The organism is Mesorhizobium sp. M0715 (assembly GCF_040320355.1).
Classification (GTDB): Bacteria; Pseudomonadota; Alphaproteobacteria; order Rhizobiales; family Rhizobiaceae; genus Mesorhizobium.
The window spans coordinates 217,794-242,100 of the sequence record NZ_JAMYPL010000001.1 but is presented as its reverse complement, the minus strand read 5'-3'; the positions used below and the strand labels follow the sequence as shown (position 1 = coordinate 242,100).

Below are 24,307 nucleotides of genomic sequence, written 5' to 3'. Positions count from 1 at the left end.
CCTGAGCGGTGAGGTCGCGAGGCGTTCAGCGCGGCGCGAATACGCGCGCGGCCTCAACGACCTCGTCGACCTGATCCTGCCGAAGCAGGTCGACGGGAATGCGGCCGTCGAGCTGCGCCGAGGGCCGCGTCAGCCACAGCCATGCGAGCCTTGGATTGGTGATCAGCGACAGCACGTCGCGAATGCCTGCAACCGGCCGTCCGTCGACGAACTGCGCCAGCGGGAAGACATGTTTGCGGCCGCCCTTGCGCAAGGCGATGACCTCACCCCGTCTCTGCCAACGGTGCAGGGTCGAGCGGGCGATGCGCAAATGCTCCTCCAGATAGGTCGAGCCGGCGACGCGGCCCGCCCAGTCCTCGATCAGCATCGATTCGAGATCGTCCGACTTTGGCAGCGAAGGAGGCTCGACATCGGCCAACGGGGTCATCGGCGGATTGATCACGCCGGCAATACCGGCTTCGCTGCGGCGCGCGGCTTCCGCCGCCAGCGCGCGCACGAATTTCGAGGCCAGGCCGGGCAGGTCGGCATGGATGGCGTCGATGGCGCGCTGGTGCTTCGGTGACAGCAAGGTGACAGCGGACGCTATGCTGCCGGCGATCTTGCCGACCGAGACCATGGTTGGCTTGTTGATGGCCTCATCATAGTGGGCAAGCGCGCGTTCGACCTCCTCCGCGACCATCTCCGCGAAGTCGTCCTGCCTGAGGGCCTGGATCTGAAATCTGTTCATGCATCTGTCTTCCGGGCCGCGCTCCCCTCAGCTGCGGCCGATTGTTGAATCTCTAGAGCGGAAAGCGGAAATCGCGGCGGCAATGAATCCGGCCGCCCGACAGCATGCTGTCTAGCATTTCTTGACACCCCAACTGACTGAGGGCGCACCGAAATGTCAGTCGCGGGACGCCCAGATTGCGTGTAGGTGCGATGTATGACAGCCGCGCGACGGTGAGAAGCGGACGGCCAAGCTGCCGATCTCCCCCCTCGTGGGGGAGATGCCCGGCAGGGCAGAGGGGCGCGCGAAGGATCGCTACGGAACGATGTTTTGCGCCCGCGCTCCAGGTCCTTCTGACGACGTCAACGTCGCGCAAGAATCCAGGAATTCATGCCGTCTATTTCGGGGTCGGCGGCAGTGTAAAGCCTTGAAGATGCTGGCGGGACGGTGCCCCCCTCTGGCCTGCCGGCCATCTCCCCCACGAGGGGGGAGATCGGCAGCTTGATGGCTGCTAAAGCAACCCCGCCTGCTCAGCCTCTCGGCGCAGATTCTGCCGTGGCCTGGGGCCGATCTGCTGGATCACCAGTCCGGCCGCCAGTGAGCCAAGGTCGCCGCAGGTCTGCAGGTCGCGGCCTTGCGTGTAGCCATGCAGGAAGCCCGCGGCATAGAGATCGCCGGCGCCGGTCGTGTCGACCAGTTCCTTGATGGCGGTCGCCTTGATCACCACGGTTTCGTCGCCGCGTACGATCACCGAGCCTTTTTCCGAGCGGGTGACGGCGGCGATCCGGCAATCCTTGCGGATCTGGGCCAGCGCCTCGTCGAACGACGACGTCTGGTAGAGCGACTTGATCTCGTGGCTGTTGGCAAAGACGATATCGACCGTGCCCGAGCGCATCAGGTCGAGGAATTCGTCGCGGTAGCGGTCGACGCAAAACGAATCCGACAGTGTCATGGAGACTTCGCGGCCTGCCGCGTGCGCCAGCTTCGCCGTCTGGCGGATTGCCTCCTTGGCGCGCGGCGGGTCCCACAGATACCCTTCGAAATAGGTGACCTTGGCGCCAGACGCCTTGTCGGCTTCGACATCCTCAGGGCCAAGCTCGACGCAGGCGCCGAGATAGGTGTTCATCGAGCGCTCGCCGTCGGGCGTGACGAAGATCATCGAGCGCGCCGTCGGCGGCTCACCCTTGAGCGGCGTGGTGTCGAAGGCGACGCCCTGCGCATGGATGTCGTGGGCGTAGATTTCGCCGAGCGCATCGTTGGAGACCTTGCCGAAGAAGGCGGCGCGGCCGCCGAAGCTGGCGACACCGGCCGCCGTGTTGCCGGCACTGCCGCCGGACGCCTCGATCGCCGGACCCATGCGGCTGTAGAGCAGTTCGGCGCGTTGTGTGTCGATGAGGTTCATCGCGCCCTTGATGATGCCGTTGGTCTCGAGGAATTCCTCGTCGCACTGGGCGATGATGTCGACAATGGCATTGCCGATGCAAAGCACGTCATAATCCGGCATCAAAATCTCCGCCAAAACCCGAGCCGGCTTCTTGCCACGCCGGTCCGGCGCGGGTCTAGCGATTTGAAACCGGTTTGCCTAGGGCGTGAGACGCAACTTTGGCGGAACAGGCAAAAGGCGCATCAGCCGGGAGGCGCTATGACAATTCGACCGTGGCCGAAGCATTTCGTCGCCGCACCGCCTACAAGCCTGGTTCAGCCGATCCCGTTTCGAAGGCGAGCCAGCCCCATGTCTACAAAGAAGATCTCGACAAAGAACGAGCCTGCAAAGAACGACATGACCACCGACCTGACACTGCTCGTCGTGCTGGCAGTGCTCTGGGGCGCCTCCTACACCTTCATCAAGATCGGCGTCGAAACCATCCCGCCGGTCACCTTCATAGCCGCCCGCACCCTGATCGCCGGCGGTATCCTGTTCGCCATCATCCGCTGGCGCGGGCTCGCCATGCCGGGCGATGCGGCAAGCTGGCGCCGCTTTGCCTTCCAGGCATGCCTCAACAGCGTCATACCATTCACCCTGATCGCCGCCGCCGAGCGCTCGGTCGATGCAGGCCTCGCCACCATCCTGAACGCGACCTCACCGATCTTCACCTTCCTGTTCACCGCGCTCATCACCCGCCATGAGCCGGTCACGGTGCGCAAGCTGATTGGCGTCGGCGCCGGTATAGCTGGAATATGCCTGATCATCGGAACCCAGGCGCTTGATGGCATCGGTCACCAATTGTGGGCGCAGCTTGCCATCGTCGCAGCGACAATCTGCTATGCCGGTGCGGCCATTTTCGGCCGTGGCTTCAAGGGCCTCGACCCGATGCTGCCGGCCGCCGGATCGATGCTGTGCGGCGCAATCATCCTGGTGCCGCTCAGTCTTGTGTTCGACCAGCCGTGGACGCTGGCGCCGTCGACCGCATCGATCCTGGCCTTGCTCGGCCTGTCGGTGTTTTCGACCGCACTGGCTTTCGTCATCTATTTCCGCCTCATCCACACGCTGGGCTCGGTCGGCACCACTTCGCAGGCCTATCTGCGCGTGCCGATCGGCGTCGGCATCGGCGCCGTCTTCCTCGGTGAAAGCCTTGGTTCGACGGCATGGCTGGGCATGGCGTTTGTCGTGGCTGGGGTCGCTGCCATGGCCATCCCGGTTCGCAGGCCGGCGCTTGCGCGGTAGGCGCCCGCCGCTTGTGCTGGCGACCTGCACTGCTTATCTCGGGGGCGTCCGTCTTTCGGCGGTATCCGCTAACCCTTGGTTGAAGCACGGTGATTTTCGACGCTGCCCGCACTGCGGCCCTTGAGCTGCTCTCGCCTCCGTTTCGTGCCGTGTTCCTCAAGACGCTGGGCTTGACCCTGCTGGCGCTGGTGGCGCTGTGGTTCGGTCTGACCAGCCTTGTCGAGTGGCTGGCCCTGCCATGGTTGCAGACGCTGTTGCCCGGCATGCCGTCCTGGGCCGGCTGGCTGGGCGGCATCATCGCGGCAATAGCGCTTGCCTTCGGTATGGCGTTGCTCATCGCGCCGGTAACGGCTGTTGTCGCCGGCCTGTTCCTCGACGATATCGCCGAGGTGGTCGAGCGCACCGACTATCCCGGCGATCCATCCGGCCGCGCCATGCCAGCGCTGCGCTCGCTGGTGCTATCGATGCGATTTCTCGGCGTCGTCATTCTTGGCAACATCGTCGCCCTGCTGCTTCTCTTGGTGCCGGGCGTCAACATCGCCGCCTTCTTCATCGTCAACGGCTATCTGCTCGGGCGCGAGTTCTTCGAATTCGCTGCCATGCGCTTTCGCGACGAAGAAGAGGCCAGAGCCTTGCGCAGACACTATGCCGGCACGGTGTTTCTCGCCGGCCTGCTCATCGCTGCCTTCCTCGCCGTGCCGCTGCTCAATCTGGTGACGCCGCTCTTCGCCGCCGCCATGATGGTGCATCTGCACAAGGCGATTTCGGTGCGGGAAGTGGCTCGCTCCTCACGCGGCTGAGCATTTTCGTCAGCGCAACAGGAAACCGCGTCCCAGTTCGTCGTCGGCCTCGACAATGAACTCGGCCCGCCCGGAATAGTAGGCGCGGCCGCCGACGCGGGCGATGATCGCCTCGTGCGGGCCAGCCTTCGCCGTCCGCACCACGGACCCGGAAAAACGCGAGCCGGCGATGCTCTCGAACATGCGTGTCTGCCCGATCGCGATCTCGCCCTTGGCATGCATGGCCGCCAACCGCGCGGTCACGCCGGAGCCGGTCGGCGAGCGGTCGACCTCGGCCTCGGCGAAGACGCAGATGTTCTTAGTCACCTCGCTGGAAAACGCGTCGCGGCCATCGGTCAGGATGGTGCCGTAGAGGAAGGCAAGGTCGGCATGGTCGGGATGCGACAGCGGCAATTCGGCCTTGAGCCTGTCCGTCAGCGCGGTTGCCGCATCGACGAAATCGCGCACCCGGCTTCTGCCGAATTCAAGCCCGAATTGGTGACAATCGGCCAGCGCGTAGAAGGCGCCGCCATAGGCGACGTCGAAGCCGATCGTGCCATGACCCGCCAGCTCTATCGTCTGCCCGCCGGCGAACAGGAAGGCCGGCACGCTTTCGAACGACACCGCACCGGCCTTGCCGTCCCTGACCTCGACCGAGGCGACGACCAGCCCGCACGGCGCCTCGATATTGACTGTCGTGATTGGTTCCTGTTTCGCCACCAATCCCTCATCTACGGCGTAGCGGCCGAGCGCGACGATGGCGTGGCCGCACATCGTCGAGTAACCCTCATTGTGCATGAACAGCACGGCGAGGTCGGCGCCGGGCAGGTCCGGCTCGACCAGCAAGGCGCCATACATGTCGTAATGGCCGCGCGGCTCGAACATCAGGATTTTCCTGAGATGATCGAGATGGTCGCGCACATAGGCGCGCTTTTCTAGGATCGTGCCCTTGGGAATACCGGGATAGCCGCCGGTGACGATCCTGAGCGGCTCGCCGCCTGTATGCATGTCGACGACGGTCAGCGTCATGCGATGGGCCCCGTTCAAGCTGAAGACTTGCCGAAGAGGGCCTGCAATTTGCCGAACGGCATGGCGGCGCGGGTGAAGCCGAAGGTGCCGTCCTGCTGGATCTCGCGTGCCGCCGTTTCCAGCATGCCATAGGCGAAATTGGTCAGCCACGGCCCGAGCGAGATGCGCTTGACGCCGGCCATGGCGAGGTCGGCGATGGTGAAGCCAGGCTTTGCCATGACATTGACCGGCTTGCTGACCGCCGAGCAGAGCGTGCGGATCATCTCGACGTCGCCGATGCCTGGCGCATAGAGCACGTCGGCGCCGGCCTTCTCGAACGCCTGCAGCCGCTTGATGGTATCGTCGAGGTCGGACTTGCCCCACAGGAAATTCTCGGCCCGCGCCGTGAAGACGAAATCGCGCTTCAGCGCCCGCGCCGCCTCCACCGCCGCCGCAACGCGCTCGACAGCGTGCGCGAAATCATAGATTGGCTTGTCGGGGTCGCCGGTGTGGTCTTCGATCGAGCAGCCGGCAAGACCGGCCGCTTCGGCCGCGAAGATGGTTTCGGCGGCCTGCTCGGCGCTGTCGCCCTTGCCTTTCTCGAGGTCGGCCGAGACCGGCAGGCTGGTCGCCCCCGACACCTCGCGGCAATGGTGGATCATCTGGTCGAAGGTCACCGCGCCGTCCGGCAAGCCGCGCGAAAAGGCAAAGCCGGCGCTGGTTGTCGCCAGCGCCGTGAAGCCGAACGAGCCGAGCAGCTTCGTCGTGCCGATATCCCAGGGATTGGGCATGACGAAGGTCGAGGCATGCAGGTCGCGGAAGATCTTGCCCTTGTCCATGGTAGTACCCCCATATGCGGTGTGGCTAAGTGGATTTTATCCTGCCCCATTTGGCCGGGCAAACGAATGCGGTTGGTTCAGAAGCGTTTGGCGTTCTCTCCTGCCAATTTGTCCAGCGTGTCGGAATCCTTGATGTAGCGCGATGTCTTCTTGTCCCAGTGATAGATGACGGAAATCGCGTGGGACTCTGGTCGGGGCGGAGTGTCGTCGCAGCTTTCGCCGTTGAGCACCGTGGCATCGGTCACCGTCACTTTGATGGCAGCATAGGACTTCCCCTCCGCGATGGCCTGAAAAGCTACATCCTGCTTGCGGCTGTAGGCGCACAGGTTTTCGTCGAACGTATAGATCATGTCGATCAGTTCGAATTTGTCGTCGCGGACCATGATCAGCGGCGTGATCACATAGTTCTGGCTCGAGTTGAAATGCGCGCTCATGGTGATCAGGACGTCATCGTTGGCGCTGACCGAAAGCTTGCCCGGTTCGCGGAAGTAGGTGCCGCGGTCGAGCGCGACATTGACGGCGTCGAGCAATTTTGGCTTGGCCGTGACGTCGTAGAGCGCCAGCACCGCATAGCCTTCGGCGCTGTCGGGAGAGTCACCGAGGTCGAACAGCATGGCCAGCCGGTCCTTGCCGCCGGCCTTGATCGCAAGCACCGCGGCATTGGAAAAGCCCGAAGTTTCGGGCGGCGAACCGCCGCCGTCCGGTCGCTCGATATGTCGCATCTCGATCGGTAACCCGCCCCTGTAGAAGCCGTCCTGGTCCGCGGCGAGATCTGGAATGACCATCCTCGCGAGGTCGAGATAGGTGGCATCCGTGCGGCCGGGCAAAGCACTGCCGAGTTCCGGGAAGCCGACGGCTTGCGCGCCGGCCGCAGTCCACAAAAACGGCAGCAGCGTCAAGGTAAGGAAGAAGCGGAACAGGGCGGGTTTCATGCGTGGCCTCGAATTGGCGGGGCCAAGCTAGCACGGACGATCGAGGCGTACAGCCGCGGGCTGCAGATCAGCTTAGTGGATCGGCACCAGCCCGGCCAGCTCGCGCATGTCGTCGAACAGGATGCCGCCGGCCTGGATCAGGCCAGCGCGGTCGGAATAGGGATCGGCATGATAGGAAAACACCCGCATGCCGGCGGCGATCCCGGCCTGCGTGCCGGCGACGCTGTCCTCGATGACGATGCAGTCGGCGGGCGCGAAGCCCATGGTCTTGACCGCATGCAGGAACAGGTCCGGGAACGGCTTGCCACGGCTGACCATGGTCGAGGAAAACATCGCGTGTTCGAACAGCGGCAACAGCCCGGTCTGGCCGAGCGTGATGTGCATCTTCGACACTCGGGCCGAGGTGGCGACGCAATAGGCGATACCGGCTGAACGCACGGCTTCGACGAACTCGCGGACGTAGGGGATCGCTTCGACGCCGTGGGCAAACAGATCCGGCAGGCCGGCGTTCCAGCGATCGACGAAATCGACGCCGAGCCTGACGCTGGTCTCTGCTTCGATCTCTTTCTGCACCGACGCCATGCTGCGGCCGGAGAAATTCTTGCGGCAATATTCGAAGCTTGTCGGATAGCCGGCAGCGGTCAGCCATTCGGCGAGGCGCCGATTGGCGAGGTTCTCGGTGTCGACCAGGATCCCGTCGCAGTCGAAGATGACAAGTTTAGGCAGTTCAGGCATCAGGCGGTGCCGGTCGACCCGAACCCGCCCGCGCCGCGCGCCGTGCCGCCAGCTAGGTTGCGCTCTTCCACGGCGGCTTGCGTCACCGCGGCAAAAACGATCTGGGCGATGCGCATGCCGCGCGTCACCGCGAAGTCCTCGTCGCCGAGATTGATCAGCAGCACCTTCACCTCGCCGCGATAATCGCTGTCGATGGTGCCGGGCGTGTTGAGGACAGTCAGGCCGTGCTTGAAAGCAAGTCCGGAGCGCGGCCGCACCTGGCCCTCCATGCCTTCCGGAATTTCCAGGATCAGCCCGGTCGGCACCAAAGTACGCTTGCCAGGCAGGATCAGCAGCGGCCGGTCGTCGGGCACGGCGGCGCGCAGATCCATGCCGGCAGCACCGGTGCTTTCATAAGCAGGAAGGGGAAGTCCTTCAGCATGCGGCAACCTGACGAAGCCGACGGTCGGACCGATGACGGAGGGAGTTTGAAGGGCTGCGCGCATAAAATCGATCCTATCGGCGCGAACGGCGATTCGGTCAACTCGACTGTAATTCTATCAACGGCTTTCTTTTGGGCGGCACTGTGACCACCCAACGCTTCGTCATCCACGGGCGAAGCAAGGAGCGAAGCGACGCAGCGCAGAACATAGGATCCATGCCGCGACTTTAAAGCGTTGCTGCGGTGCAGAATTCTGCTCCGCTGCACTCCTCGGCCAAGGTCACGGCATGGATCCTCGGGTCTTCGCGACGGAGCTTCGCTCCTGCTCCGCCCGTGGATGACGAAGTTGGGAGGCTTCAGCTAATCTACCTCAGTTCCATCGGAACGACGGTGGTCTCCTTGATCTCCTCCATCACGAAGGACGCGGACACATCCGACAGCGCCACCTTGGCGATCAGCCGCTGGTAGAGCCGGTCATAGGCCTTCACGTCGGCGACGCGGGCGCGCAAGACATAGTCGAGGTCGCCCGACATGCGGTAGACGCCGGTGATCTCGGGAAAGCCGGTCACTGCCGCGCGGAATTTCTGCAGCCACTCCGGGTCGTGGTTGGACGTGCGGATCAGGATGAAGACGGAAAGGCCAAGTCCGAGCTTTTCGGCATCGACCAGCGCCACGCGGCCGGTGATGACGCCATCCTCCTCCAGCCGCTTCACCCGGCGCCAGCAGGCATTGCGCGACAGCGCCACCCGTTCCGACAGCTGGTCGACCGACAGCGTGCCGTCGCGTTGCAATTCGGCAAGCAATTTCCGGTCGATTTCGTCGATTTCCAACGCCATGTGGGATGTTTGTCCCATCAACGGGTCAAATACAAGGATATTTTGAGACCGATGAACCGGCGAAGCGTGTCAGGATACTCATATCAGGAACTTCAAGCGCTGAAGGGGACCAGCATGTCGGTCGCAAGGATTTTCACCTCTCATCCGGCCAAGGTCGGCGAAACCTATTTCACTCATATGGCCTTTGCCGGCTGGTTCTCGTCGCGGCTGCTGATGGCGGCTGGCGCCGCGCTCGTTCACGCTTTCTTGCCATTTCTGTTTGAGACTACCGCCAGCCGAATCGTTCGTGAGCTTTACGAGCGGACGCACAACAGAGGCACACACGCGATCAAGGAGCCTGCGGCTCTTATGGATCGCGCCTAGAGGGCGACAGAAGCGATGTGCCGGTGGGCGGCCTATCTCGGTGAAGCAGTCTTTCTCGAAGACATGCTCACCGCGCCCTGTCACTCGCTGATCGCCCAGAGCCATTGCGCCCAGGAAGCGAAATCGCCGACCAATGGTGACGGTTTTGGCCTTGCCTGGTATGGCGACCGCCCGGAGCCGGGTCTCTACCGAGACATCCTGCCGGCATGGTCGGATCCCAATCTGAAGAGCCTGTGCCGGCAGATCAAATCCGGCCTGTTCCTCGCCCATGTGCGGGCGTCCACCGGCGGCGCCACCAGCCGCATGAATTGCCATCCGTTCATCTCCAGCTCTTGGTCGTTCATGCACAACGGCCAGATCGGCGGCTTCGAAAAAATCCGCCGCGCGCTGGAGAATTCGCTGTCCGACGCTGTCTTCGACCAGCGCGAAGGCACCACCGATTCCGAATTGTTTTTCCTGCTGATGATCGACGAGGGATTGACCGGCGATCCGCAAGGCGCCGTCTCCCGCGCCACCAGCCGCGTGCTCGAAGCCTCGCGCCGCGCCGGCCTCGAACCGGCGCTGAAACTCACCGCCGCCTTCTCCGACGGGCAGGCGCTGCATGCGGTGCGCTACGCCACCGACGCTCACGCACCGACGCTCTACACGTCTGTCCTGCGCAAGGGCGGCGGCCGCTGCATCGTTTCCGAGCCCTTCGACCGCGAGGGCGGCGACTGGCAGGCGATCCCGCCGTCGAGTTTTGTGACGATCACTGGCGATGGCATGGTCATTCGCCCTTTCGCACCCGCATCGGCCAGGCTGGCACTGGCCGTCTAGTTGCAAAAGTGCGGCAACGCCGCGGGACAGCCCCCCTCTGTCCTGCCGGACATCTCCCCCACACGGGGGGAGATTGGCACCTGCGACTGCCGCGCTATTCCTTGCAACGTCCGAGATTGGCGAAAGCTGTCGTGACATCCAATCTCCCCACCTGTGGGGGGAGATGTCCGGCAGGACAGAGGGGGCGCCGTAGAGTGCAGACTTGGACAGTCCAGTCTGCACAATTTCGATCAAACGCAGACAATCCTCGAATGCTCAACTCCATTTGAAGCAGCGCCGCTGTCCGCCATCCGATCAGGCGAACGCGGCCAAGCCGGAGCATTGTCAATGGACCTCGTCTTTTCCTCAACCATCGAGCTGGCCACTGCCATCGCCGCGCGGAAGATCTCCGCCGTCGAGGCACTCGACGCGCATCTGGCGCAGATCGATGCGCACAACGATGCGGTCAACGCCGTCATCTCGCTCGACAGGGAAGGGGCTCGCGAGTGCGCCAAGAAGGCCGACGCGGCCCAGGCGCGCGGCGAGGCCCTCGGCCCGCTGCACGGCGTACCGTTCACGCTGAAGGACATGCACGATACATCCGGCATGAAGACCACGGTCGGCTTTCCGCCTTTTGCCGACTATGTCGCCAAACAGGACAGTCCGGTCGTCGCCCGCTTGCGTGCGGCTGGCGGCGTGCTGATGGCCAAGACCAATGTCGCGACCATGCTTTCGGACTGGCAGTCGAACAATCCGCTGTTTGGTCGCACCAGCAATCCCTGGAATCTCCAGCGCACGGCGGGCGGTTCCAGCGGCGGCGCGGCGGCTGCACTTTGCTCGGGGATGACGCCGTTCGATGTCGGCACCGACATGCAGGACTCAATCCGGCTGCCGGCCAGTTTCTGCGGTGTCTATGGCCTGAAGCCGACGGAGCACCGCGTCTCGCTGGCCGGCGTCTTTCCCGATCCCGGCGGTACTGCGCGCAGCGTGCGGCTGATGTCCTGCCTTGGGCCGCTGGCGCGCAGTGTGGAAGATTTGGCGCTGATCTATCAAATCATTGCCGGTCCTAATGGAAGCGACACCGATCTTGCGCCGGTGCCGGTCGAGGATATGCCAAGCCTCGACCTCAAGACATTGCGCATTGCCTTCGCGCCGTTCTTTCCCGGGTTTCCAGTGGCGGGCGACGTCAGCGCCGCGGTCGAAAGTCTCGCAAGGCAGTTACAATCCGCAGGAGCGGTCGTCGAAGAAGCAAAACTGCCGAAACTCGACCTGCATGACGATCTGGAGCAGGGCGGCGCGCTGATCGGCATGATGCTGGAGGCCGCTCAGCCTGAGCCGCCGGAGGAACCGACACCGGTCTCGCGCTGGTTCGAGGCACTCGCCCGCCGCGACAAATCCATTCTCGCCTGGGACCGGTTTTTCGAGGCCTACGACGCGTTGATCTGCCCGGTCGCCATGACCACCGCCTTCCCGCATTGCGAGCCGGGCACGCCGATCAAGGTCGACGGCAAGGAGCAGAGCTACTGGATGCTGCCGGCCTATGGCGCCGTGTTCAACTACAGCGGCCATCCAGCGCTTTCCATGCCGTGCGGACTGGACAGCACCGGCCTGCCGATCGGCCTGCAACTGGTCGGCAAACGCTGGTCGGAGTCACGGCTGCTCGGCATCGCCAAGGCAATCGAACCACTCACCGGCGGCTTTCGCCGTCCGCCCGCCTATTGAGCGAAGCGCGACAATCCATAAGGGGCAAGTAAGGGGTCGCGCTCGCCGTCGAGGATTTCCCTTGTGGCGAACAGGCCGACGGCCGGCGCCAGCGTGATGCCGGAATGCATGACCGCGACATAGACACCGTCCATGCCCACCGCGCGGCCGATGATCGGAAAGCCGTCGATCGGCGTCGGCCGGTAGCCGACCGTGTGGAAATCGAGTTCCAACCCGTCGCTGTCGCGCAGCATGGCCTTCATGGCCGCAAACAGCGCGTGGGCGGTGGCTTCGGCATTCATACCCGGATCGGCGCCGCCAAAATCCGAGCCGGCGATGATGCGGCCTTCCGCCGTCTGGCGCATGTGCAGCCGCTCGGCCAGAACCAGACCGTTGAGCAGCTTTTTGTAAGGCCGTGAGTGGACGATCAGGCCGGGCGGCGTTTCGATCGGCAGGTTGATCCCGGCGGTCGCGGCGATCTCCGGCGAGCCGACGCCGGCCGCGACCACCACCTCGTCTGATGCAATCAATCCGTGCGAAGTGTCGACACCGGTGATCCTGCCGCCGGTCTGGACCAGGGCCGTCACCGTGCTGGAGATGGTCTTCGCGCCATGTCGCTTCGCGTCTGCCAATAGGGCATGGGCGGCGGCCACGGGCTCTGCGACACCTTCCTCAGCCACATGCAGGGCAAAGTCGGGAAGCTCGGCGAGATTGGGCTCGATGCGCGCGGCACCGGCGCGGTCGACGCGTTCGATGCCGTAGCCCCAGGCGGAATGCTCCGTGGCGTAGATTTCCATGTCGGTGGCCGACAGATCCCAGCACAGGCCACCGCACCAGCTGAGCGGCAGGCCGGGTAGGTCCTGCGCCAGCCGCGACCATTCGGCCATCGCGCGGGTGCGCAGCCGGAAATAGGGCTCCGGATTGCCCCAGCTGGCATTGATCCAGGCAAACGAGTTTGGGGTGGCGATTCCACCGACGGGGCTGTCGGAAATGACCGTGACCTGTGCTCCCGCCTTGCTCAGATGCCAGGCGATGGAGGCGCCGATGATGCCGGCGCCGATGACGATCACTTGTTTCGCCGCAGTCATGCTTGCTCCTCTGCCTCGCCATCCGGAGGGATGTTCGTCCAGTGCCATCCCGGCAGCCGCTTGCCAACATTGCGCAGCGCAAAATATGCGGCAATGCACTGGCCGGAGCCACAGCACGGCTGAGCTGTATGCTCTGACGGTGAGGCGGCGATCAGCAGCTTCCGAGCCGCCGGACCGGTCGACAGCCCGGCACTGCGCTGCTAGAAGCCCGGCCTGTCACACGGAAATCCCAGAGAATGCCCGAAGCAATAGAAGAAGAAGTGGCGCGCCGCCGCACCTTCGCGATCATCGCGCACCCGGACGCCGGCAAGACGACGCTCACCGAAAAGCTGCTGCTGTTCGGCGGCGCTATCCAGCTTGCCGGCGAGGTCAAAGCCAAGAAGGACAAGATCCAGACCCGCTCCGACTGGATGAAGATCGAGCGTGAGCGCGGCATCTCGGTCGTCACCTCGGTGATGACCTTCGAGTATGAAGACAATGTCTTCAACCTGCTCGACACGCCCGGCCACGAGGATTTCGCCGACGACACCTACCGCACGCTGTCGGCGGTCGACTCGGCGGTCATGGTCATCGATGCCGCCAAGGGCATCGAGCCGCGCACACTGAAGCTGTTCGAAGTCTGCCGGCTGCGCGACATTCCGATCATCACCTTCATCAACAAGATGGACCGCGAAAGCCGCGATCCGTTCGAGATTTTGGACGAGATCGAGCAGAAGCTGGCGCTGGATACTGCCCCCGTCACCTGGCCGATCGGCCGCGGCAAGAATTTTGCCGGCACCTATCATCTGGCGCTGAATGCCGTGCGCAGGGGCGACGCGGAGAAAGAACGCACGCCGGTTAATGGTCCCGATTCCAACCGCGTTGCTGGCCTTTTGCCAGAAAACGAACGCGAAGCCTTCATCGAGGAACTGGAGCTCGCGCGGGAAGCGTGCAGACCCCTTGATATAGAAGCCTTCCGAGAGGGCCATCTGACGCCGGTCTATTTCGGCTCGGCGCTGCGCAATTATGGCGTGCGCGACCTGATCGAGGCGCTTGGCGCTTTTGGACCGCCGCCGCGCGCGCAGGAGGCCGACACCCGCAAGGTCGAGGCAACCGAGGAGAAGATGACGTCCTTCGTCTTCAAGATCCAGGCCAACATGGATCCCAACCACCGCGACCGCATTGCCTTCGTCCGCGTCTGTTCGGGCAAGCTCGAGCGCGGCATGAAGGCCAAGCTGGTGCGTACGGGAAAGCCTATGTCGCTGTCGGCGCCGCAATTCTTCTTTGCCCGCACCCGCGTCACCGCCGACGAGGCGTTCGCCGGCGATGTCGTCGGCATTCCCAACCACGGCACGCTGCGTATTGGCGATACGCTGACCGAGGGCGAGGAAATCCTGTTCCGCGGCGTGCCGAATTTCGCACCGGAAATCCTGCGCCGCGTTCGCCTCGGCGACGCGATGAAAGCGAAAAAACTCAAGGAAGCGCTGCACCAGATGGCCGAAGAGGGCGTCGTGCAGCTGTTTTCGCCGGAGGACGGCTCGCCTGCCATCGTCGGCGTCGTCGGCGCCCTGCAGCTCGACGTGTTGAAGGAGCGGCTGAACTTCGAATACACGCTGCCGGTCGAATTCGAGATGTCGCGGTTTTCGGTCTGCCGCTGGATCTCGGCCGACGACAAGGCCGAGGTCCTGCGCTTCATCGAGGCGCATCGCGGCGACATCGCCCGCGACCTCGACAACGATCCGGTGTTCCTGGCCCAGCACGCCTTTTCGCTGAACTACGAAGCGGAACGCTGGAAGGCGATCAAGTTTGCCACGATCAAGGATTATCAGGTCCGCGACAAGGCGGCGTAAGTCGCGCTTTTTCCTTCTCCCCGTTTACGGGGAGAAGATGCCCGAAGGGCGGATGAGGGCGGCGCCAGCGTTGAAGGTTTCGCTCAGCCTTTGGCCGCTTCTTCGATCTTGGCGATGTCGATCTTGCCCATCTGCATCATCGCCGACATCACCCGGCCGGCCTTCGCCCGGTCCGCATCCCCGAGCAGCCTGGGCAATTGCTCCGGCACGACCTGCCAGGAAACGCCGAATCTGTCCTTCAGCCAGCTGCAACGGCCGGGTTCGCCACCGCCTTCGGTGAGTTTGCTCCAGAAATGGTCGACTTCAGCCTGCGTCTTGCAGTCGATCGACAGCGACATGGCCTCTGTGAATTTGTATTGGGGGCCGCCATTGAGCGCCTGGAACTGCACGCCGTCGAGTTCGAATGAGGCCACCAACACCTTGCCTTCCTGGGCGTGGCCCTGTGGCCAGCGCGTGACGCTCAACACCTTGGAATTCTTGAAGATCGATACGTAGTGGTTCATGGCCTCTTCGGCCTGGCCGTCGAACCACAGGGAGGTGGTGATCTTTTGCATTGTCTGTCTCCTTGGCATTTCTTTGGGGAAGGGTCAGGCGGCGCCCTTAGCGGCGTCCTGGAGTGAAAAAAGATAGGCGTCGAGCTGGGCGTAGCTGTTGGCCATGCCGCTGGTCATGCCGGTGCCGAGAGCGCCGTCACGGGCTGTTTGCGAAGCGTAGAGCACCGTCTGCGTTAAAAGGGTTTTGCCGGTCTGATCGGTAAAGGTCACCGTTCCGATCGTTTCGCCACCGGTCCAGTCCTCGTCGAACAGTTCGGTTGCGACGATCCGGCTCGGCCGTACGATTTCGCGATAGGCGCCGCTCATACCCATACTGCGACCGTCGCGGTGCTGCCAGACATAACGCGTCGCGCCGCCGACTCTGAGGTCGATCTCGCAGACCGTCAGACGCCAGCCGTCCGGGCCGTGCAGCCAGCCCTTCAGCAGCTCCGGCACCGTCCAGCAGTCGAAGACCATCGGCCGTGGCGCCGCGAAGAGGCGGGTGATCTGGATCTCACGGTCGCTGGGCGTGGTCACTGTCAAGGTGGCGACGGTTGAGCCGGGAAGAATTGTGGTGCTCACGATGATCCTCCTTATGTTGTCCAAGGACGGCCGGCCGGCCGGCGATCCGACACAGGTCCCGATTTTTTCCGGCTATTGGTCTGCCTCGCCGGGAGCTTTTTCGGCTTGCATGGCGCCCAACAGGGCGTCGAGGCGCTGGAAATTGCCTTCCCAGATTTTGCGATAACGCTCCAGCCAGTCATTGGCCTCGGCTAGCGGCTCGGCTTCCAGCCGGCATGGCCGGCGCTGCGCGTCGCGGCCACGAGAGATCAGCCCAGCGTTTTCCAGCACCTTGAGATGCTTGGAAATAGACGGTTGGCTCATCGCGAAGGGTTCGGCGAGCTCCATGACCGAAGCTTCGCCCTGGATGAGCCGCGCAAGGATGGCGCGCCGTGTTGGATCGGCGAGCGCGGCAAAGATAGCGTCCAGCTGGTTCATCTGTCATCCATAGCCAATAAGGTATATACCCATTTGGCTATATACAGATGAATGATCCTCGTCAACCAAGTTGCGCCTTGCGTTCTGGCGCATTGCAAAATTGTGGCCAGACCGGGCTTGCGCGTCTATAACGCCTGCGGTCCGAATTCAGCTCCGCCGCGCCATGCCTGGCTGTGGCCAGCCACCAAGGAAAAAACATGCCTGCCTATCGCTCCCGCACCACCACCCATGGCCGCAACATGGCCGGCGCTCGCGGCCTCTGGCGCGCCACCGGCATGAAGGACTCGGATTTCGGCAAGCCGATCATCGCGGTGGTCAACTCCTTCACCCAGTTCGTGCCGGGCCATGTCCATCTCAAGGATCTCGGCCAGTTGGTCGCGCGCGAGATCGAGAAGGCCGGCGGCGTCGCCAAGGAATTCAACACCATCGCCGTCGACGACGGCATCGCCATGGGCCATGACGGCATGCTCTATTCGCTGCCGTCGCGCGAGCTGATCGCCGATTCCGTCGAATACATGGTCAACGCTCACTGTGCCGACGCCATGGTCTGCATCTCCAATTGCGACAAGATCACGCCCGGCATGCTGATGGCATCGTTGCGCCTCAACATCCCTACCGTCTTCGTTTCCGGCGGCCCGATGGAAGCCGGCAAGGTGGTGCTCGCCGGCAAGACGCAGGCTCTCGACCTGGTCGATGCCATGGTGGCGGCCGCCGACGACAGAATTTCCGACGAGGACGTCAAGGTCATCGAGCGCTCGGCCTGCCCGACCTGCGGCTCCTGCTCGGGCATGTTCACCGCCAATTCGATGAATTGCCTGACCGAGGCGCTTGGCCTTTCATTGCCCGGCAACGGCTCGACGCTGGCCACGCATGCCGACCGCAAGCGGCTGTTCGTCGAGGCCGGCCACCTGATCGTCGATCTCGCCCAGCGCTATTACGAGCAGGACGACGAAACCGCGCTGCCACGCAACATCGCCTCCAAAGGTGCGTTCGAGAACGCTATGACGCTCGACATCGCCATGGGCGGCTCGACCAACACCGTGCTGCACATTCTCGCCGCCGCGCATGAGGGCGAAATCGATTTCGATCAGGACGACATCGACGCGCTGTCGCGCAAGGTGCCGGTGCTGTGCAAGGTTGCTCCGGCCAAGTCCGACGTGCACATGGAAGACGTGCACCGCGCCGGCGGCATCATGGCCATCCTCGGCCAGCTCGACAATGCCGGCCTGCTCAACCGCGACCTGCCGACGGTGCACACGCGAACCCTGGGCGAAGCGCTCGACCATTGGGATATTTCTCGCACGACCAGCCAGAGTGTGCGCGATTTCTTCCTCGCCGCCCCTGGTGGCGTGCCGACACAGGTCGCTTTCAGCCAGGACCGCCGCTGGGACGAACTCGATCTCGACCGCGAGAAAGGCGTCATCCGCTCGACCGAACATCCCTTTTCCAAGGATGGCGGCCTCGCCGTGCTGAAAGGCAATCTGGCGCTCGACGGCTGCATCGTGAAGACGGCCGGCGTCGATGAATCGATCCTGAAGTTCACCGGCCCGGCCCGCGTGTTCGAAAGCCAGGATTCCAGCGTCAAGGCGATCCTGTCGAACGAGATCAAGGCCGGCGATGTGGTCGTCATCCGCTATGAAGGGCCGCGCGGCGGCCCAGGCATGCAGGAAATGCTTTATCCAACCAGCTATCTGAAGTCGAAAGGGCTCGGCAAGGCCTGCGCTCTGGTCACCGACGGCCGCTTCTCCGGCGGCACCTCGGGCCTGTCGATCGGCCACGCATCGCCGGAAGCCGCCGAAGGCGGGCTGATCGGGCTCGTGCAGGAGGGCGATACGATCGAGATCGACATCCCCAACCGCAGCATCCGCCTGGCTGTCGACGATGCCGAACTGGCAGCGCGCCGTGCTGCTATGGAGGCCAGGGGCGCCCTGGCCTGGAAGCCCGAGGAAAAGCGCAAGCGCAAGGTGACGACCGCCTTGCGCGCCTATGCCGCGATGGCGACCAGCGCGGCCAAGGGCGCGGTCAGGTTTGTGCCGGAATAAGGTTCGCGCCCAGGCCCCCTCATCCGGCCGCTACGCGGCCACCTTCTCCCCGCAGGGGAGAAGAGGCTGGCGCCGGCGCTGACGATCTCTTCTCCCCTCGGGGAGAAGGTGGCCCGAAGGGCCGGATAAGGGGGGCTGGCTCCAACATCCGGAACACCATCACGGCATCAACTGATACTCATAAAGCTTCTGGTAAAGCCCGCCCTGCTTGAGCAAGGTCTTGTGCGGGCCGCTTTCCACCACCTTGCCGGCTTCGAGCACCACGATCGTGTCTGCCTGGTGCACGGTTGACAGACGGTGCGCGATAACGACCGTCGTGCGGCCTTCCGTCAATTGCTGCAGCGCGTCTCGGAACAGTGCTTCCGATTCGGCATCGAGCGCGCTGGTCGCTTCGTCCAGAAGCAGGATCTCGGCATTGCGCAGCATGGCGCGTGCGATCGAGATCCGTTGGCGTTGGCCGCCCGACAGCAGGCCGCCATTCTCGCCGACATCCGTCTCGTAGCCTTTCGCCTGCGCGCTGATGAAGTCATGGGCGTTGGCCGCCTTGGCGGCGGCGATCACCTCTTCGTCGGTCGCACCCTCGCGCCCAAGCCGGATGTTGTGCATGATGGTGCCGGCAAACAGGAACGTGTCCTGGCTGACATAGGCGATCTTTTCCCGCAGCGATGCGAGCGTCGCATGGGAAATATCCTGACCATCGAACAGCACCTTGCCGCTCTTCGGGTCGTACATGCGCATGATCAGGTTTAGAATCGTCGACTTGCCGCCGCCGGAAGGCCCGACCAGCGCCGTCATCTTGCCGGGCGCAAGCGTCAGATCGAACCTGTCCAGCACCGGCGGCCCGTTCTGATAAGCGAAGTCGACGGCGTCGAACCGGATCTCGCCCGGTCCGGCCAGAAGCGGCTTCGCGTCCGGCTTCTCGACCAGAGTCAGCGGCTGGTCGGCGAGCTCGAACATCATGCGCACGCCGACAATGCCGCTTTCCAGCGATATGCGCACGCGCGCAAGGCGCTTTGCCGGCTCATAGGCGAACAGGAGCGCCCCGATGAAGGCCATGATGTTTCCAGGCATCTGGCCGCCTTGCAAGACCAGGAAGCCGCTGACGAAGATGGCCCCGGCAATTGCCAGTCCGGCCAGCGTCTCCATCACCGGGCTTGTCGCAGCCTCCAGCGTCGCGATGTTGTTGGCCCGGTTCTCGACGTCCGACACGGCCTTGTACATGCGGTTGCGCATTGCGCCTTCGAGGTTGAAGGATTTGACGACGCGCACGCCGATTGCCGTTTCCTGCATCACCTGCACGATCTGGCCGACCGAGCGAAACTCCATCGCGGCGAACTTGCGAACACGTTTGAGGATGCGGTTGACCCCGTAGATAGCCAAGGGGCCGACGACAAAGCAGATTATGGACAAGGCTGGCTGCTGCCAGACCATGACTCCTACCAGGACAACCAGCGACAACAGGTCGCGCACATAGGACGTGACAACGAGGTCGAGCACGTTGCGCGCAGCCTGCGCATTGTTGGTCATGCGTGTGATCAGGTCGGACGACGAGGTCGAATGGTAGAATTCGATGCCTTGCGCCAGGATGCGGTCGTAGATCTTGCGCTGGCGATCGGCGATAATGGCGTTGCCGACCCGGCTCATGAAATAAGCCTGGATGAAGTTGGCGAGACCCTTGAGAATGAAGATCGTGGCGACCCCCGCCGCAATCAGGTTGACGCGGTCAATCCGCTTGAAGACCACGAATTCGTCGGTGATCTCTTTGAGAATCCAGGCGCTGGCGCCGGTCGTGGCGGCCACCACAAGCATCGACAAGATCGCGGCGCCGTAGCCAAACCTGTGCTGGTAAAAGGATTCCCGGATCAACCTCGCAACGAGGCGCTGGTTTTCCGTCGAGCGGAAGAAACGAAACAAACGGCGGATCCTTGAAACCGGGACAACGAAGGCGGCTTATAGAGGGAGTTGCGGCCGGATGGAACCATCCGCGGCCGCTGCGGACAAACCGCTGTTGCAAGCGGCATCGACGGGATGCGATTTTCAGCCTCGGCTATATCAGATGATTCTTTTGACGGGATGACGACAGATGGATTTCGACCTTATCGTTCGCGGCGGCACGCTGCCTGATGGCAGGGTTGCCGACATAGGCATCAGCGGTGAGACGATCGCAGCGATCGAGCCCGTTATGCAGGGTTCCGCGCGAACCGAGATCGACGCCCGTGGCAATCTGGTCTCGCCGCCCTTCGTCGATCCGCATTTCCACATGGACGCGACGCTCTCATACGGCATTCCGCGCATCAACGCGTCGGGTACGCTGCTCGAAGGCATTTCGCTATGGGGCGAGTTGAAGCCGCTTTTGACGCATGAGGCGGTGCGTGATCGCGCATTGGCCTATTGCGACTGGGCGGTGTCGATGGGCCTGCTCGCAATCCGCACCCATGTCGATGTCTGCGATGACAGGCTGCTGGCGGTCGAGGCGCTGCTCGAGGTCAAGAAGACGGTCGCCCCCTATATCGACCTGCAACTGGTCGCCTTCCCGCAGGACGGGTTCTACCGCTCGCCGACGGCACGTGAGAACACCATCCGCGCATTGGACATGGGCGTCGACATTGTCGGCGGCATCCCCCATTTCGAGCGCACCATGGCCGACGGCACGCGTTCGGTAACGGAGCTGTGCGAGATCGCGGCCAAACGCGGCCTGATGGTCGACCTGCATTGCGACGAGACCGACGACCCGCTGTCGCGTCACATCGAACAGCTTGCCTATGAGACGCAGCGCCTTGGTCTGCAAAACAGGGTGGCCGGCTCGCATCTCACATCGATGCATTCGATGGACAATTACTACGTCTCGAAGCTGCTGCCGCTGATCGCCGAGGCCGGCGTCTCGGTCATTCCCAATCCGCTGATCAACATCATGCTGCAGGGCCGCCACGACACCTTCCCGAAGCGCCGCGGCCTGACTCGGGTCAAGGAGATGCTGGCGCTCGGCATTCGCGTCGGCTGGGGCCAGGATTGCGTGCTCGATCCCTGGTATTCGCTTGGCACCGCCGACATGCTCGATGTCGCCTTCATGGGTCTGCACGTTGCTCAGATGTCGAGCCCGGCCGAGATGGCGCGCTGCTTCGACATGGTCACCAACGTCAATGCCGCGATCATGGGCCTCGATCATCTCGGCCTGGCGGTCGGCAAGCGCGCCAGCCTTGTCGTCCTCGATGCCGGCAATCCGGTCGAAGCCCTGCGCTTGCGCGCCGAGCGCCTGTGCGTCATCGCCAGGGGCAAGGTGGTGGCGGAGCGGACGAAGCAGGAAACCAGGCTGTCCATCGACGGAAGGCCGGGAATGGTGAACCGGCGGCACATATCCAGCTAGATACAGCCGATTCCTGGCGCTGGTCTTACCCATTGCCCGAATTCTCCTCGTCAAAGCCGCCGCTTCCGTCTACGACGCGGCTTACCAGGGAGGAATCGGGATCGGCATGACGCAGCCCGTGGCGCAGAATTCGACGATCAGGAATGTGCTTCTGGCCGGCATTCTGCTGATGCTGGCCGGCGACTTCCTGTTTGCGCTGAACGACGCCATGGGCAAGTGGCTGGTCGCCAGCTTCTCCGTCGGTCAGGTGGTGCTGATCCGCTCCATCGGCGCCTTTTTCGTGCTTGGCCCGATGATTGCCCATCAAGGCACGGCCAAGCTGTTTCGCATGGAGCGCTTGGAGCTGCAGCTGCTGCGCGTTGTCATGACCACGCTCGACACCGCGCTCTTTTATGCCGCCGTGGTCTATCTGCCGCTTGCCGATGTCATGAGTTTCTACATGGCCGGGCCGATCTACGTTGCGGCGCTCTCGCACCTCTTGCTTGGCGAAAAGGTCGGTTGGCGCCGCTGGATGGCGATCCTGCTCGGCTTCTGCGGCGTTTTGATCATGCTGAAACCGTCCTCGGCGGCGTTCTCGCTGTCGTCGGGCTTTGCGCTGGTGGGCAGCATCTCCTTCGCCTTCGCCATCATCCTCAACCGCCGGCTGCGCGGCACCAGCGACACCAATCTGGTGACATGGCAGACTATCGGCACGCTGCTGGTCGGGGGTGTGCTGACCATCGGCGCCTGGCAGACGCCGTCGGCGCTCGATCTCGGCGCCATGCTGCTGCTCGGCATCGTCTCCTGCGGCGCGCATCTGATGATCACCAGGGCGCTCAAGCTGGCGCCGGCTTCGACATTGGCGCCGCTGCACTACACGCTGCTGCTGTGGGCGGTGGTGTTCGGACTGGCATTCTTCGGCGACGTGCCAGGCCCGCGCATACTGATCGGCTCGGGCATCGTCGTTCTGGCCGGCCTGTTCATCTTCCACCGCCAGAAAGTGGTCGAGACTGCGGTGCCGCCCGAAAACGTGCCGAAGGGCGTGAATTAGTAGGCTCAGCCCTGACGTATCGCCGCCAGGTGCCGTGAAAACTCCGTCGTCTCCATCAGCGCCTTGCAGCGCGCGAACCGACCGTCGGCATAGGCGCGAAAATCATCGACCGGATTGTTGTTGGCGAGCTGGATCAGCCCCCACAGCGTCCACAACAGGTCGCACATCGCCTTGTAGATGACGATGCGGCCGCGCTCCGCCGGCTTGGCCTCGCCGCCGAAATAGGCGCGCATCATCTCCTCATCCTGCCCCGTGTCGAATTTGCCTTCCACGCTGAGGTCGCCAAGGTCCCAGAGTGGGTCATTCATGCCCGAATACTCCCAGTCGACGATCCACATCCGCTCGCCGGTATCGAGAAAGTTCTCGCACAGCGGATCGCAGTGGCAGGCAACGAGCGGCAGCGGATAGGCGGCCAGCGCCGAGCGCACGCTCTCGGCGTCGCGCACCACGTCATGATAACCGGCGGGCAGGGCGACCTCCTTGGTGGACAGCACCTTGAGGTAATCGTCGATCATCGCGAACAATTCGAAGCGGAAGGGAAACACCGCGCCTGAATCGTGCAGCTTGCGAAAGGCCTCGCCGGCGCGGGCCGGACTGCCCGGACGTGTCCGGAATTTCTCCGGCGACATCGTTTCGGCGCCGGCGATGTAGCGTGTCACCATCACCCCGGTGCCGGGGTCGACATGCAGCACCTCGGGACTGACCCCTGCCTTTGCCGCTTCGCGTGCAGCCACTGCTTCGTTGGCCCGGTTGATGTATTCCTCGGTGCCCTTGCCGGGAATGCGCAGGCAGAAGTCGCCGGCCTTGAAGACGAGGTTGGTGAGGCCGCCCAGCCGTTCCAGCGGCCCGCTGTAGCCGGCCAGCATGGGAATGGCGTCCAGTGCCGCACGCGCCTCGTCAGTCACCATGCCTGCGCCCCCACGCCGTTATTTGTCGCAGCGACGGTTCCACAATTTTCGCGCTTTGGCTATCATCACTGCGAGATCAAAAATTGGCGGACTGGATAAAAGTGGCGGACAGCAAACATCATGGCGCGCTCGGCGCGGCCTACGCGGCAAAGCGGCCCGAAGAGGTGGCCGCACTCTATGATCGCTGGTCGGAAACCTATGACGCCGACATGTCGGCCGCCGGCTATCGCCATCCGACGATCTGCCTTGCCTTGCTGGCCCGCCATCTGCCGCGCGGTTCAGCACCGCTGCTCGATGCCGGGGCCGGCACCGGGCTCATCGGCGAATGGCTTGATATTGCTGGTTACCCGCAAGTCGAGGCACTCGATATTTCACAAGGCATGCTGGATCAGGCGGCCCGCAAGGGCGTCTATTCCGCGCTCCATTGCCTGGCGCTCGGCGGTCATCTGCCCTTTGCCGATGATGCCTATGCCGGGATCATCTCGGCCGGCGTCTTCACCTCGGGCCATGTCGGCGTCGAGGGGCTGGACGAGCTAATCCGCATCTGCCGCCCGGGCGGCGTGATCGTGCTGACGGTCAAGAACACGCTGTGGGATGCCGGCTTTGCCACGCGTGTCGGCGAGATCGAGGCGCAAGGCCTCGTCACCCGCGTCGAGGAAACGCGCCCTTACGTCTCCATGCCGGGCGAAGCCGACACCGTGCCCAGCCGCGGTCTCGCACTGCGCGTGACCTGA

24 protein-coding genes are annotated in these 24,307 nt (G+C 63.5%); 10 read left to right on the top strand and 14 right to left on the bottom strand.

Translation table 11 applies throughout. The annotated features are described in order from the left end of the window. Positions 1-25: 25 nt before the first annotated feature. Positions 26-727 (bottom strand): antitoxin Xre/MbcA/ParS-like domain-containing protein, encoded by a 702-nt coding sequence (locus tag NKI21_RS01120; RefSeq protein WP_352439730.1) that lies wholly within the window; start codon positions 725-727, stop codon positions 26-28. A gap of 490 nt (positions 728-1,217) precedes the next feature. Continuing rightward, positions 1,218-2,210, bottom strand: a complete 993-nt coding sequence (locus NKI21_RS01115; protein ID WP_027039710.1) for an adenosine kinase — start codon at positions 2,208-2,210, stop codon at positions 1,218-1,220. Between the two features lie 228 nt (positions 2,211-2,438). On the opposite strand from NKI21_RS01115, the gene NKI21_RS01110 reads away from it, so the two are divergent. Further along, positions 2,439-3,371: a DMT family transporter gene (locus NKI21_RS01110; protein ID WP_352439729.1), complete on the top strand. Its 933-nt coding sequence runs from the start codon at positions 2,439-2,441 to the stop codon at positions 3,369-3,371. Positions 3,372-3,460: 89 nt separating this feature from the next. After that, on the top strand, positions 3,461-4,171 hold the full coding sequence (locus tag NKI21_RS01105) for a sulfate transporter family protein (RefSeq protein ID WP_352439728.1): 711 nt from the start codon (positions 3,461-3,463) through the stop codon (positions 4,169-4,171). A 9-nt stretch (positions 4,172-4,180) separates the two neighbouring features. Here the strand turns inward: NKI21_RS01105 and NKI21_RS01100 are convergent, their stop codons facing one another. From NKI21_RS01100 to NKI21_RS01075, 6 genes are all read right to left on the bottom strand, one after another. Continuing rightward, positions 4,181-5,179 (bottom strand): proline racemase family protein, encoded by a 999-nt coding sequence (locus NKI21_RS01100; protein ID WP_352439727.1) that lies wholly within the window; start codon positions 5,177-5,179, stop codon positions 4,181-4,183. Positions 5,180-5,193: 14 nt separating this feature from the next. Next, on the bottom strand, positions 5,194-5,997 hold the full coding sequence (locus tag NKI21_RS01095) for an isocitrate lyase/PEP mutase family protein (protein WP_352439726.1): 804 nt from the start codon (positions 5,995-5,997) through the stop codon (positions 5,194-5,196). A gap of 77 nt (positions 5,998-6,074) precedes the next feature. Next, a complete protein-coding gene (locus tag NKI21_RS01090; protein ID WP_352439725.1) occupies positions 6,075-6,929 on the bottom strand; it encodes a hypothetical protein in 855 nt (284 codons plus the stop codon). 72 nt (positions 6,930-7,001) lie between these two features. Next, complete coding sequence (locus NKI21_RS01085; protein ID WP_128304824.1) at positions 7,002-7,664, bottom strand: HAD family hydrolase; 663 nt, start codon at positions 7,662-7,664, stop codon at positions 7,002-7,004. Further along, entirely contained in the window at positions 7,664-8,149 is a 486-nt protein-coding gene (gene dut / locus NKI21_RS01080; RefSeq protein ID WP_128304825.1) for a dUTP diphosphatase, read from the bottom strand. Before dut ends, NKI21_RS01085 begins: the two co-directional genes overlap by 1 nt. Before the next feature lie 301 nt (positions 8,150-8,450). Next, positions 8,451-8,921 (bottom strand): Lrp/AsnC family transcriptional regulator, encoded by a 471-nt coding sequence (locus NKI21_RS01075; RefSeq protein WP_023811653.1) that lies wholly within the window; start codon positions 8,919-8,921, stop codon positions 8,451-8,453. Positions 8,922-9,035: 114 nt separating this feature from the next. Here NKI21_RS01075 and NKI21_RS01070 point away from each other — a divergent pair, with 114 nt between their 5' ends. From NKI21_RS01070 to NKI21_RS01060, 3 genes are all read left to right on the top strand, one after another. Continuing rightward, on the top strand, positions 9,036-9,284 hold the full coding sequence (locus NKI21_RS01070) for a DUF6356 family protein (protein ID WP_023811654.1): 249 nt from the start codon (positions 9,036-9,038) through the stop codon (positions 9,282-9,284). A 15-nt stretch (positions 9,285-9,299) separates the two neighbouring features. Beyond that, positions 9,300-10,100 carry a class II glutamine amidotransferase gene (locus NKI21_RS01065; protein ID WP_023811655.1) on the top strand — a complete coding sequence of 267 codons (801 nt, stop codon included), beginning with the start codon at positions 9,300-9,302 and terminating at the stop codon, positions 10,098-10,100. 327 nt (positions 10,101-10,427) lie between these two features. Continuing rightward, positions 10,428-11,801, top strand: coding sequence for an amidase (locus tag NKI21_RS01060; protein ID WP_023811656.1), 1,374 nt, complete (start codon positions 10,428-10,430; stop codon positions 11,799-11,801). Here NKI21_RS01060 and NKI21_RS01055 read toward each other — a convergent pair. Then, on the bottom strand, positions 11,795-12,868 hold the full coding sequence (locus NKI21_RS01055; protein ID WP_128304827.1) for an NAD(P)/FAD-dependent oxidoreductase: 1,074 nt from the start codon (positions 12,866-12,868) through the stop codon (positions 11,795-11,797). The genes NKI21_RS01060 and NKI21_RS01055 overlap by 7 nt on opposite strands. Positions 12,869-13,104: 236 nt before the next feature. On the opposite strand from NKI21_RS01055, the gene NKI21_RS01050 reads away from it, so the two are divergent. Then, on the top strand, positions 13,105-14,697 hold the full coding sequence (locus NKI21_RS01050; protein WP_023811658.1) for a peptide chain release factor 3: 1,593 nt from the start codon (positions 13,105-13,107) through the stop codon (positions 14,695-14,697). A gap of 83 nt (positions 14,698-14,780) precedes the next feature. On the opposite strand, the gene NKI21_RS01045 is transcribed toward NKI21_RS01050, so the two are convergent. The 3 genes from NKI21_RS01045 to NKI21_RS01035 form a co-directional block, all read right to left on the bottom strand. Beyond that, positions 14,781-15,251, bottom strand: a complete 471-nt coding sequence (locus NKI21_RS01045) for a VOC family protein (protein ID WP_023811659.1) — start codon at positions 15,249-15,251, stop codon at positions 14,781-14,783. 33 nt (positions 15,252-15,284) lie between these two features. Beyond that, a complete protein-coding gene (locus tag NKI21_RS01040) occupies positions 15,285-15,812 on the bottom strand; it encodes an SRPBCC family protein (RefSeq protein WP_245273228.1) in 528 nt (175 codons plus the stop codon). Between the two features lie 72 nt (positions 15,813-15,884). Beyond that, on the bottom strand, positions 15,885-16,229 hold the full coding sequence (locus tag NKI21_RS01035; RefSeq protein ID WP_023811661.1) for an ArsR/SmtB family transcription factor: 345 nt from the start codon (positions 16,227-16,229) through the stop codon (positions 15,885-15,887). Positions 16,230-16,426: 197 nt separating this feature from the next. On the opposite strand from NKI21_RS01035, the gene ilvD reads away from it, so the two are divergent. Beyond that, entirely contained in the window at positions 16,427-18,271 is a 1,845-nt protein-coding gene (ilvD, locus tag NKI21_RS01030; RefSeq protein WP_023811662.1) for a dihydroxy-acid dehydratase, read from the top strand. A 159-nt stretch (positions 18,272-18,430) separates the two neighbouring features. Here the strand turns inward: ilvD and NKI21_RS01025 are convergent, their stop codons facing one another. After that, positions 18,431-20,185 (bottom strand): ABC transporter ATP-binding protein, encoded by a 1,755-nt coding sequence (locus tag NKI21_RS01025; RefSeq protein WP_352439720.1) that lies wholly within the window; start codon positions 20,183-20,185, stop codon positions 18,431-18,433. Between the two features lie 169 nt (positions 20,186-20,354). Between NKI21_RS01025 and NKI21_RS01020 the strand changes: the two genes are divergently transcribed. Next, entirely contained in the window at positions 20,355-21,635 is a 1,281-nt protein-coding gene (locus NKI21_RS01020; RefSeq protein ID WP_352439719.1) for an amidohydrolase family protein, read from the top strand. A 106-nt stretch (positions 21,636-21,741) separates the two neighbouring features. Next, entirely contained in the window at positions 21,742-22,665 is a 924-nt protein-coding gene (locus NKI21_RS01015) for a DMT family transporter (protein ID WP_023811665.1), read from the top strand. Between the two features lie 5 nt (positions 22,666-22,670). Here NKI21_RS01015 and NKI21_RS01010 read toward each other — a convergent pair whose 3' ends face one another. Then, entirely contained in the window at positions 22,671-23,573 is a 903-nt protein-coding gene (locus NKI21_RS01010) for a phosphotransferase family protein (RefSeq protein ID WP_023811666.1), read from the bottom strand. Between the two features lie 101 nt (positions 23,574-23,674). On the opposite strand from NKI21_RS01010, the gene NKI21_RS01005 reads away from it, so the two are divergent. Continuing rightward, positions 23,675-24,307 (top strand): class I SAM-dependent DNA methyltransferase, encoded by a 633-nt coding sequence (locus NKI21_RS01005; RefSeq protein ID WP_164893001.1) that lies wholly within the window; start codon positions 23,675-23,677, stop codon positions 24,305-24,307.

What these genes read in the sequence shown, in the direction of transcription:
- NKI21_RS01035 (WP_023811661.1), bottom strand. Translation starts at nt 16,229, where the DNA reads ATGAACCAGCTGGACGCTATCTTTGCCGCGCTCGCCGATCCAACACGG.
- NKI21_RS01075 (WP_023811653.1), bottom strand. Translation starts at nt 8,921, where the DNA reads ATGGCGTTGGAAATCGACGAAATCGACCGGAAATTGCTTGCCGAATTG.
- NKI21_RS01110 (WP_352439729.1), top strand. Translation starts at nt 2,439, where the DNA reads ATGTCTACAAAGAAGATCTCGACAAAGAACGAGCCTGCAAAGAACGAC.
- NKI21_RS01095 (WP_352439726.1), bottom strand. Translation starts at nt 5,997, where the DNA reads ATGGACAAGGGCAAGATCTTCCGCGACCTGCATGCCTCGACCTTCGTC.
- NKI21_RS01055 (WP_128304827.1), bottom strand. Translation starts at nt 12,868, where the DNA reads ATGACTGCGGCGAAACAAGTGATCGTCATCGGCGCCGGCATCATCGGC.
- NKI21_RS01010 (WP_023811666.1), bottom strand. Translation starts at nt 23,573, where the DNA reads ATGGTGACTGACGAGGCGCGTGCGGCACTGGACGCCATTCCCATGCTG.
- ilvD (WP_023811662.1), top strand. Translation starts at nt 16,427, where the DNA reads ATGCCTGCCTATCGCTCCCGCACCACCACCCATGGCCGCAACATGGCC.
- dut (WP_128304825.1), bottom strand. Translation starts at nt 8,149, where the DNA reads ATGCGCGCAGCCCTTCAAACTCCCTCCGTCATCGGTCCGACCGTCGGC.
- NKI21_RS01045 (WP_023811659.1), bottom strand. Translation starts at nt 15,251, where the DNA reads ATGCAAAAGATCACCACCTCCCTGTGGTTCGACGGCCAGGCCGAAGAG.
- NKI21_RS01065 (WP_023811655.1), top strand. Translation starts at nt 9,300, where the DNA reads ATGTGCCGGTGGGCGGCCTATCTCGGTGAAGCAGTCTTTCTCGAAGAC.
- NKI21_RS01015 (WP_023811665.1), top strand. Translation starts at nt 21,742, where the DNA reads ATGACGCAGCCCGTGGCGCAGAATTCGACGATCAGGAATGTGCTTCTG.
- NKI21_RS01120 (WP_352439730.1), bottom strand. Translation starts at nt 727, where the DNA reads ATGAACAGATTTCAGATCCAGGCCCTCAGGCAGGACGACTTCGCGGAG.
- NKI21_RS01100 (WP_352439727.1), bottom strand. Translation starts at nt 5,179, where the DNA reads ATGACGCTGACCGTCGTCGACATGCATACAGGCGGCGAGCCGCTCAGG.
- NKI21_RS01115 (WP_027039710.1), bottom strand. Translation starts at nt 2,210, where the DNA reads ATGCCGGATTATGACGTGCTTTGCATCGGCAATGCCATTGTCGACATC.
- NKI21_RS01090 (WP_352439725.1), bottom strand. Translation starts at nt 6,929, where the DNA reads ATGAAACCCGCCCTGTTCCGCTTCTTCCTTACCTTGACGCTGCTGCCG.
- NKI21_RS01070 (WP_023811654.1), top strand. Translation starts at nt 9,036, where the DNA reads ATGTCGGTCGCAAGGATTTTCACCTCTCATCCGGCCAAGGTCGGCGAA.
- NKI21_RS01020 (WP_352439719.1), top strand. Translation starts at nt 20,355, where the DNA reads ATGGATTTCGACCTTATCGTTCGCGGCGGCACGCTGCCTGATGGCAGG.
- NKI21_RS01050 (WP_023811658.1), top strand. Translation starts at nt 13,105, where the DNA reads ATGCCCGAAGCAATAGAAGAAGAAGTGGCGCGCCGCCGCACCTTCGCG.
- NKI21_RS01060 (WP_023811656.1), top strand. Translation starts at nt 10,428, where the DNA reads ATGGACCTCGTCTTTTCCTCAACCATCGAGCTGGCCACTGCCATCGCC.
- NKI21_RS01085 (WP_128304824.1), bottom strand. Translation starts at nt 7,664, where the DNA reads ATGCCTGAACTGCCTAAACTTGTCATCTTCGACTGCGACGGGATCCTG.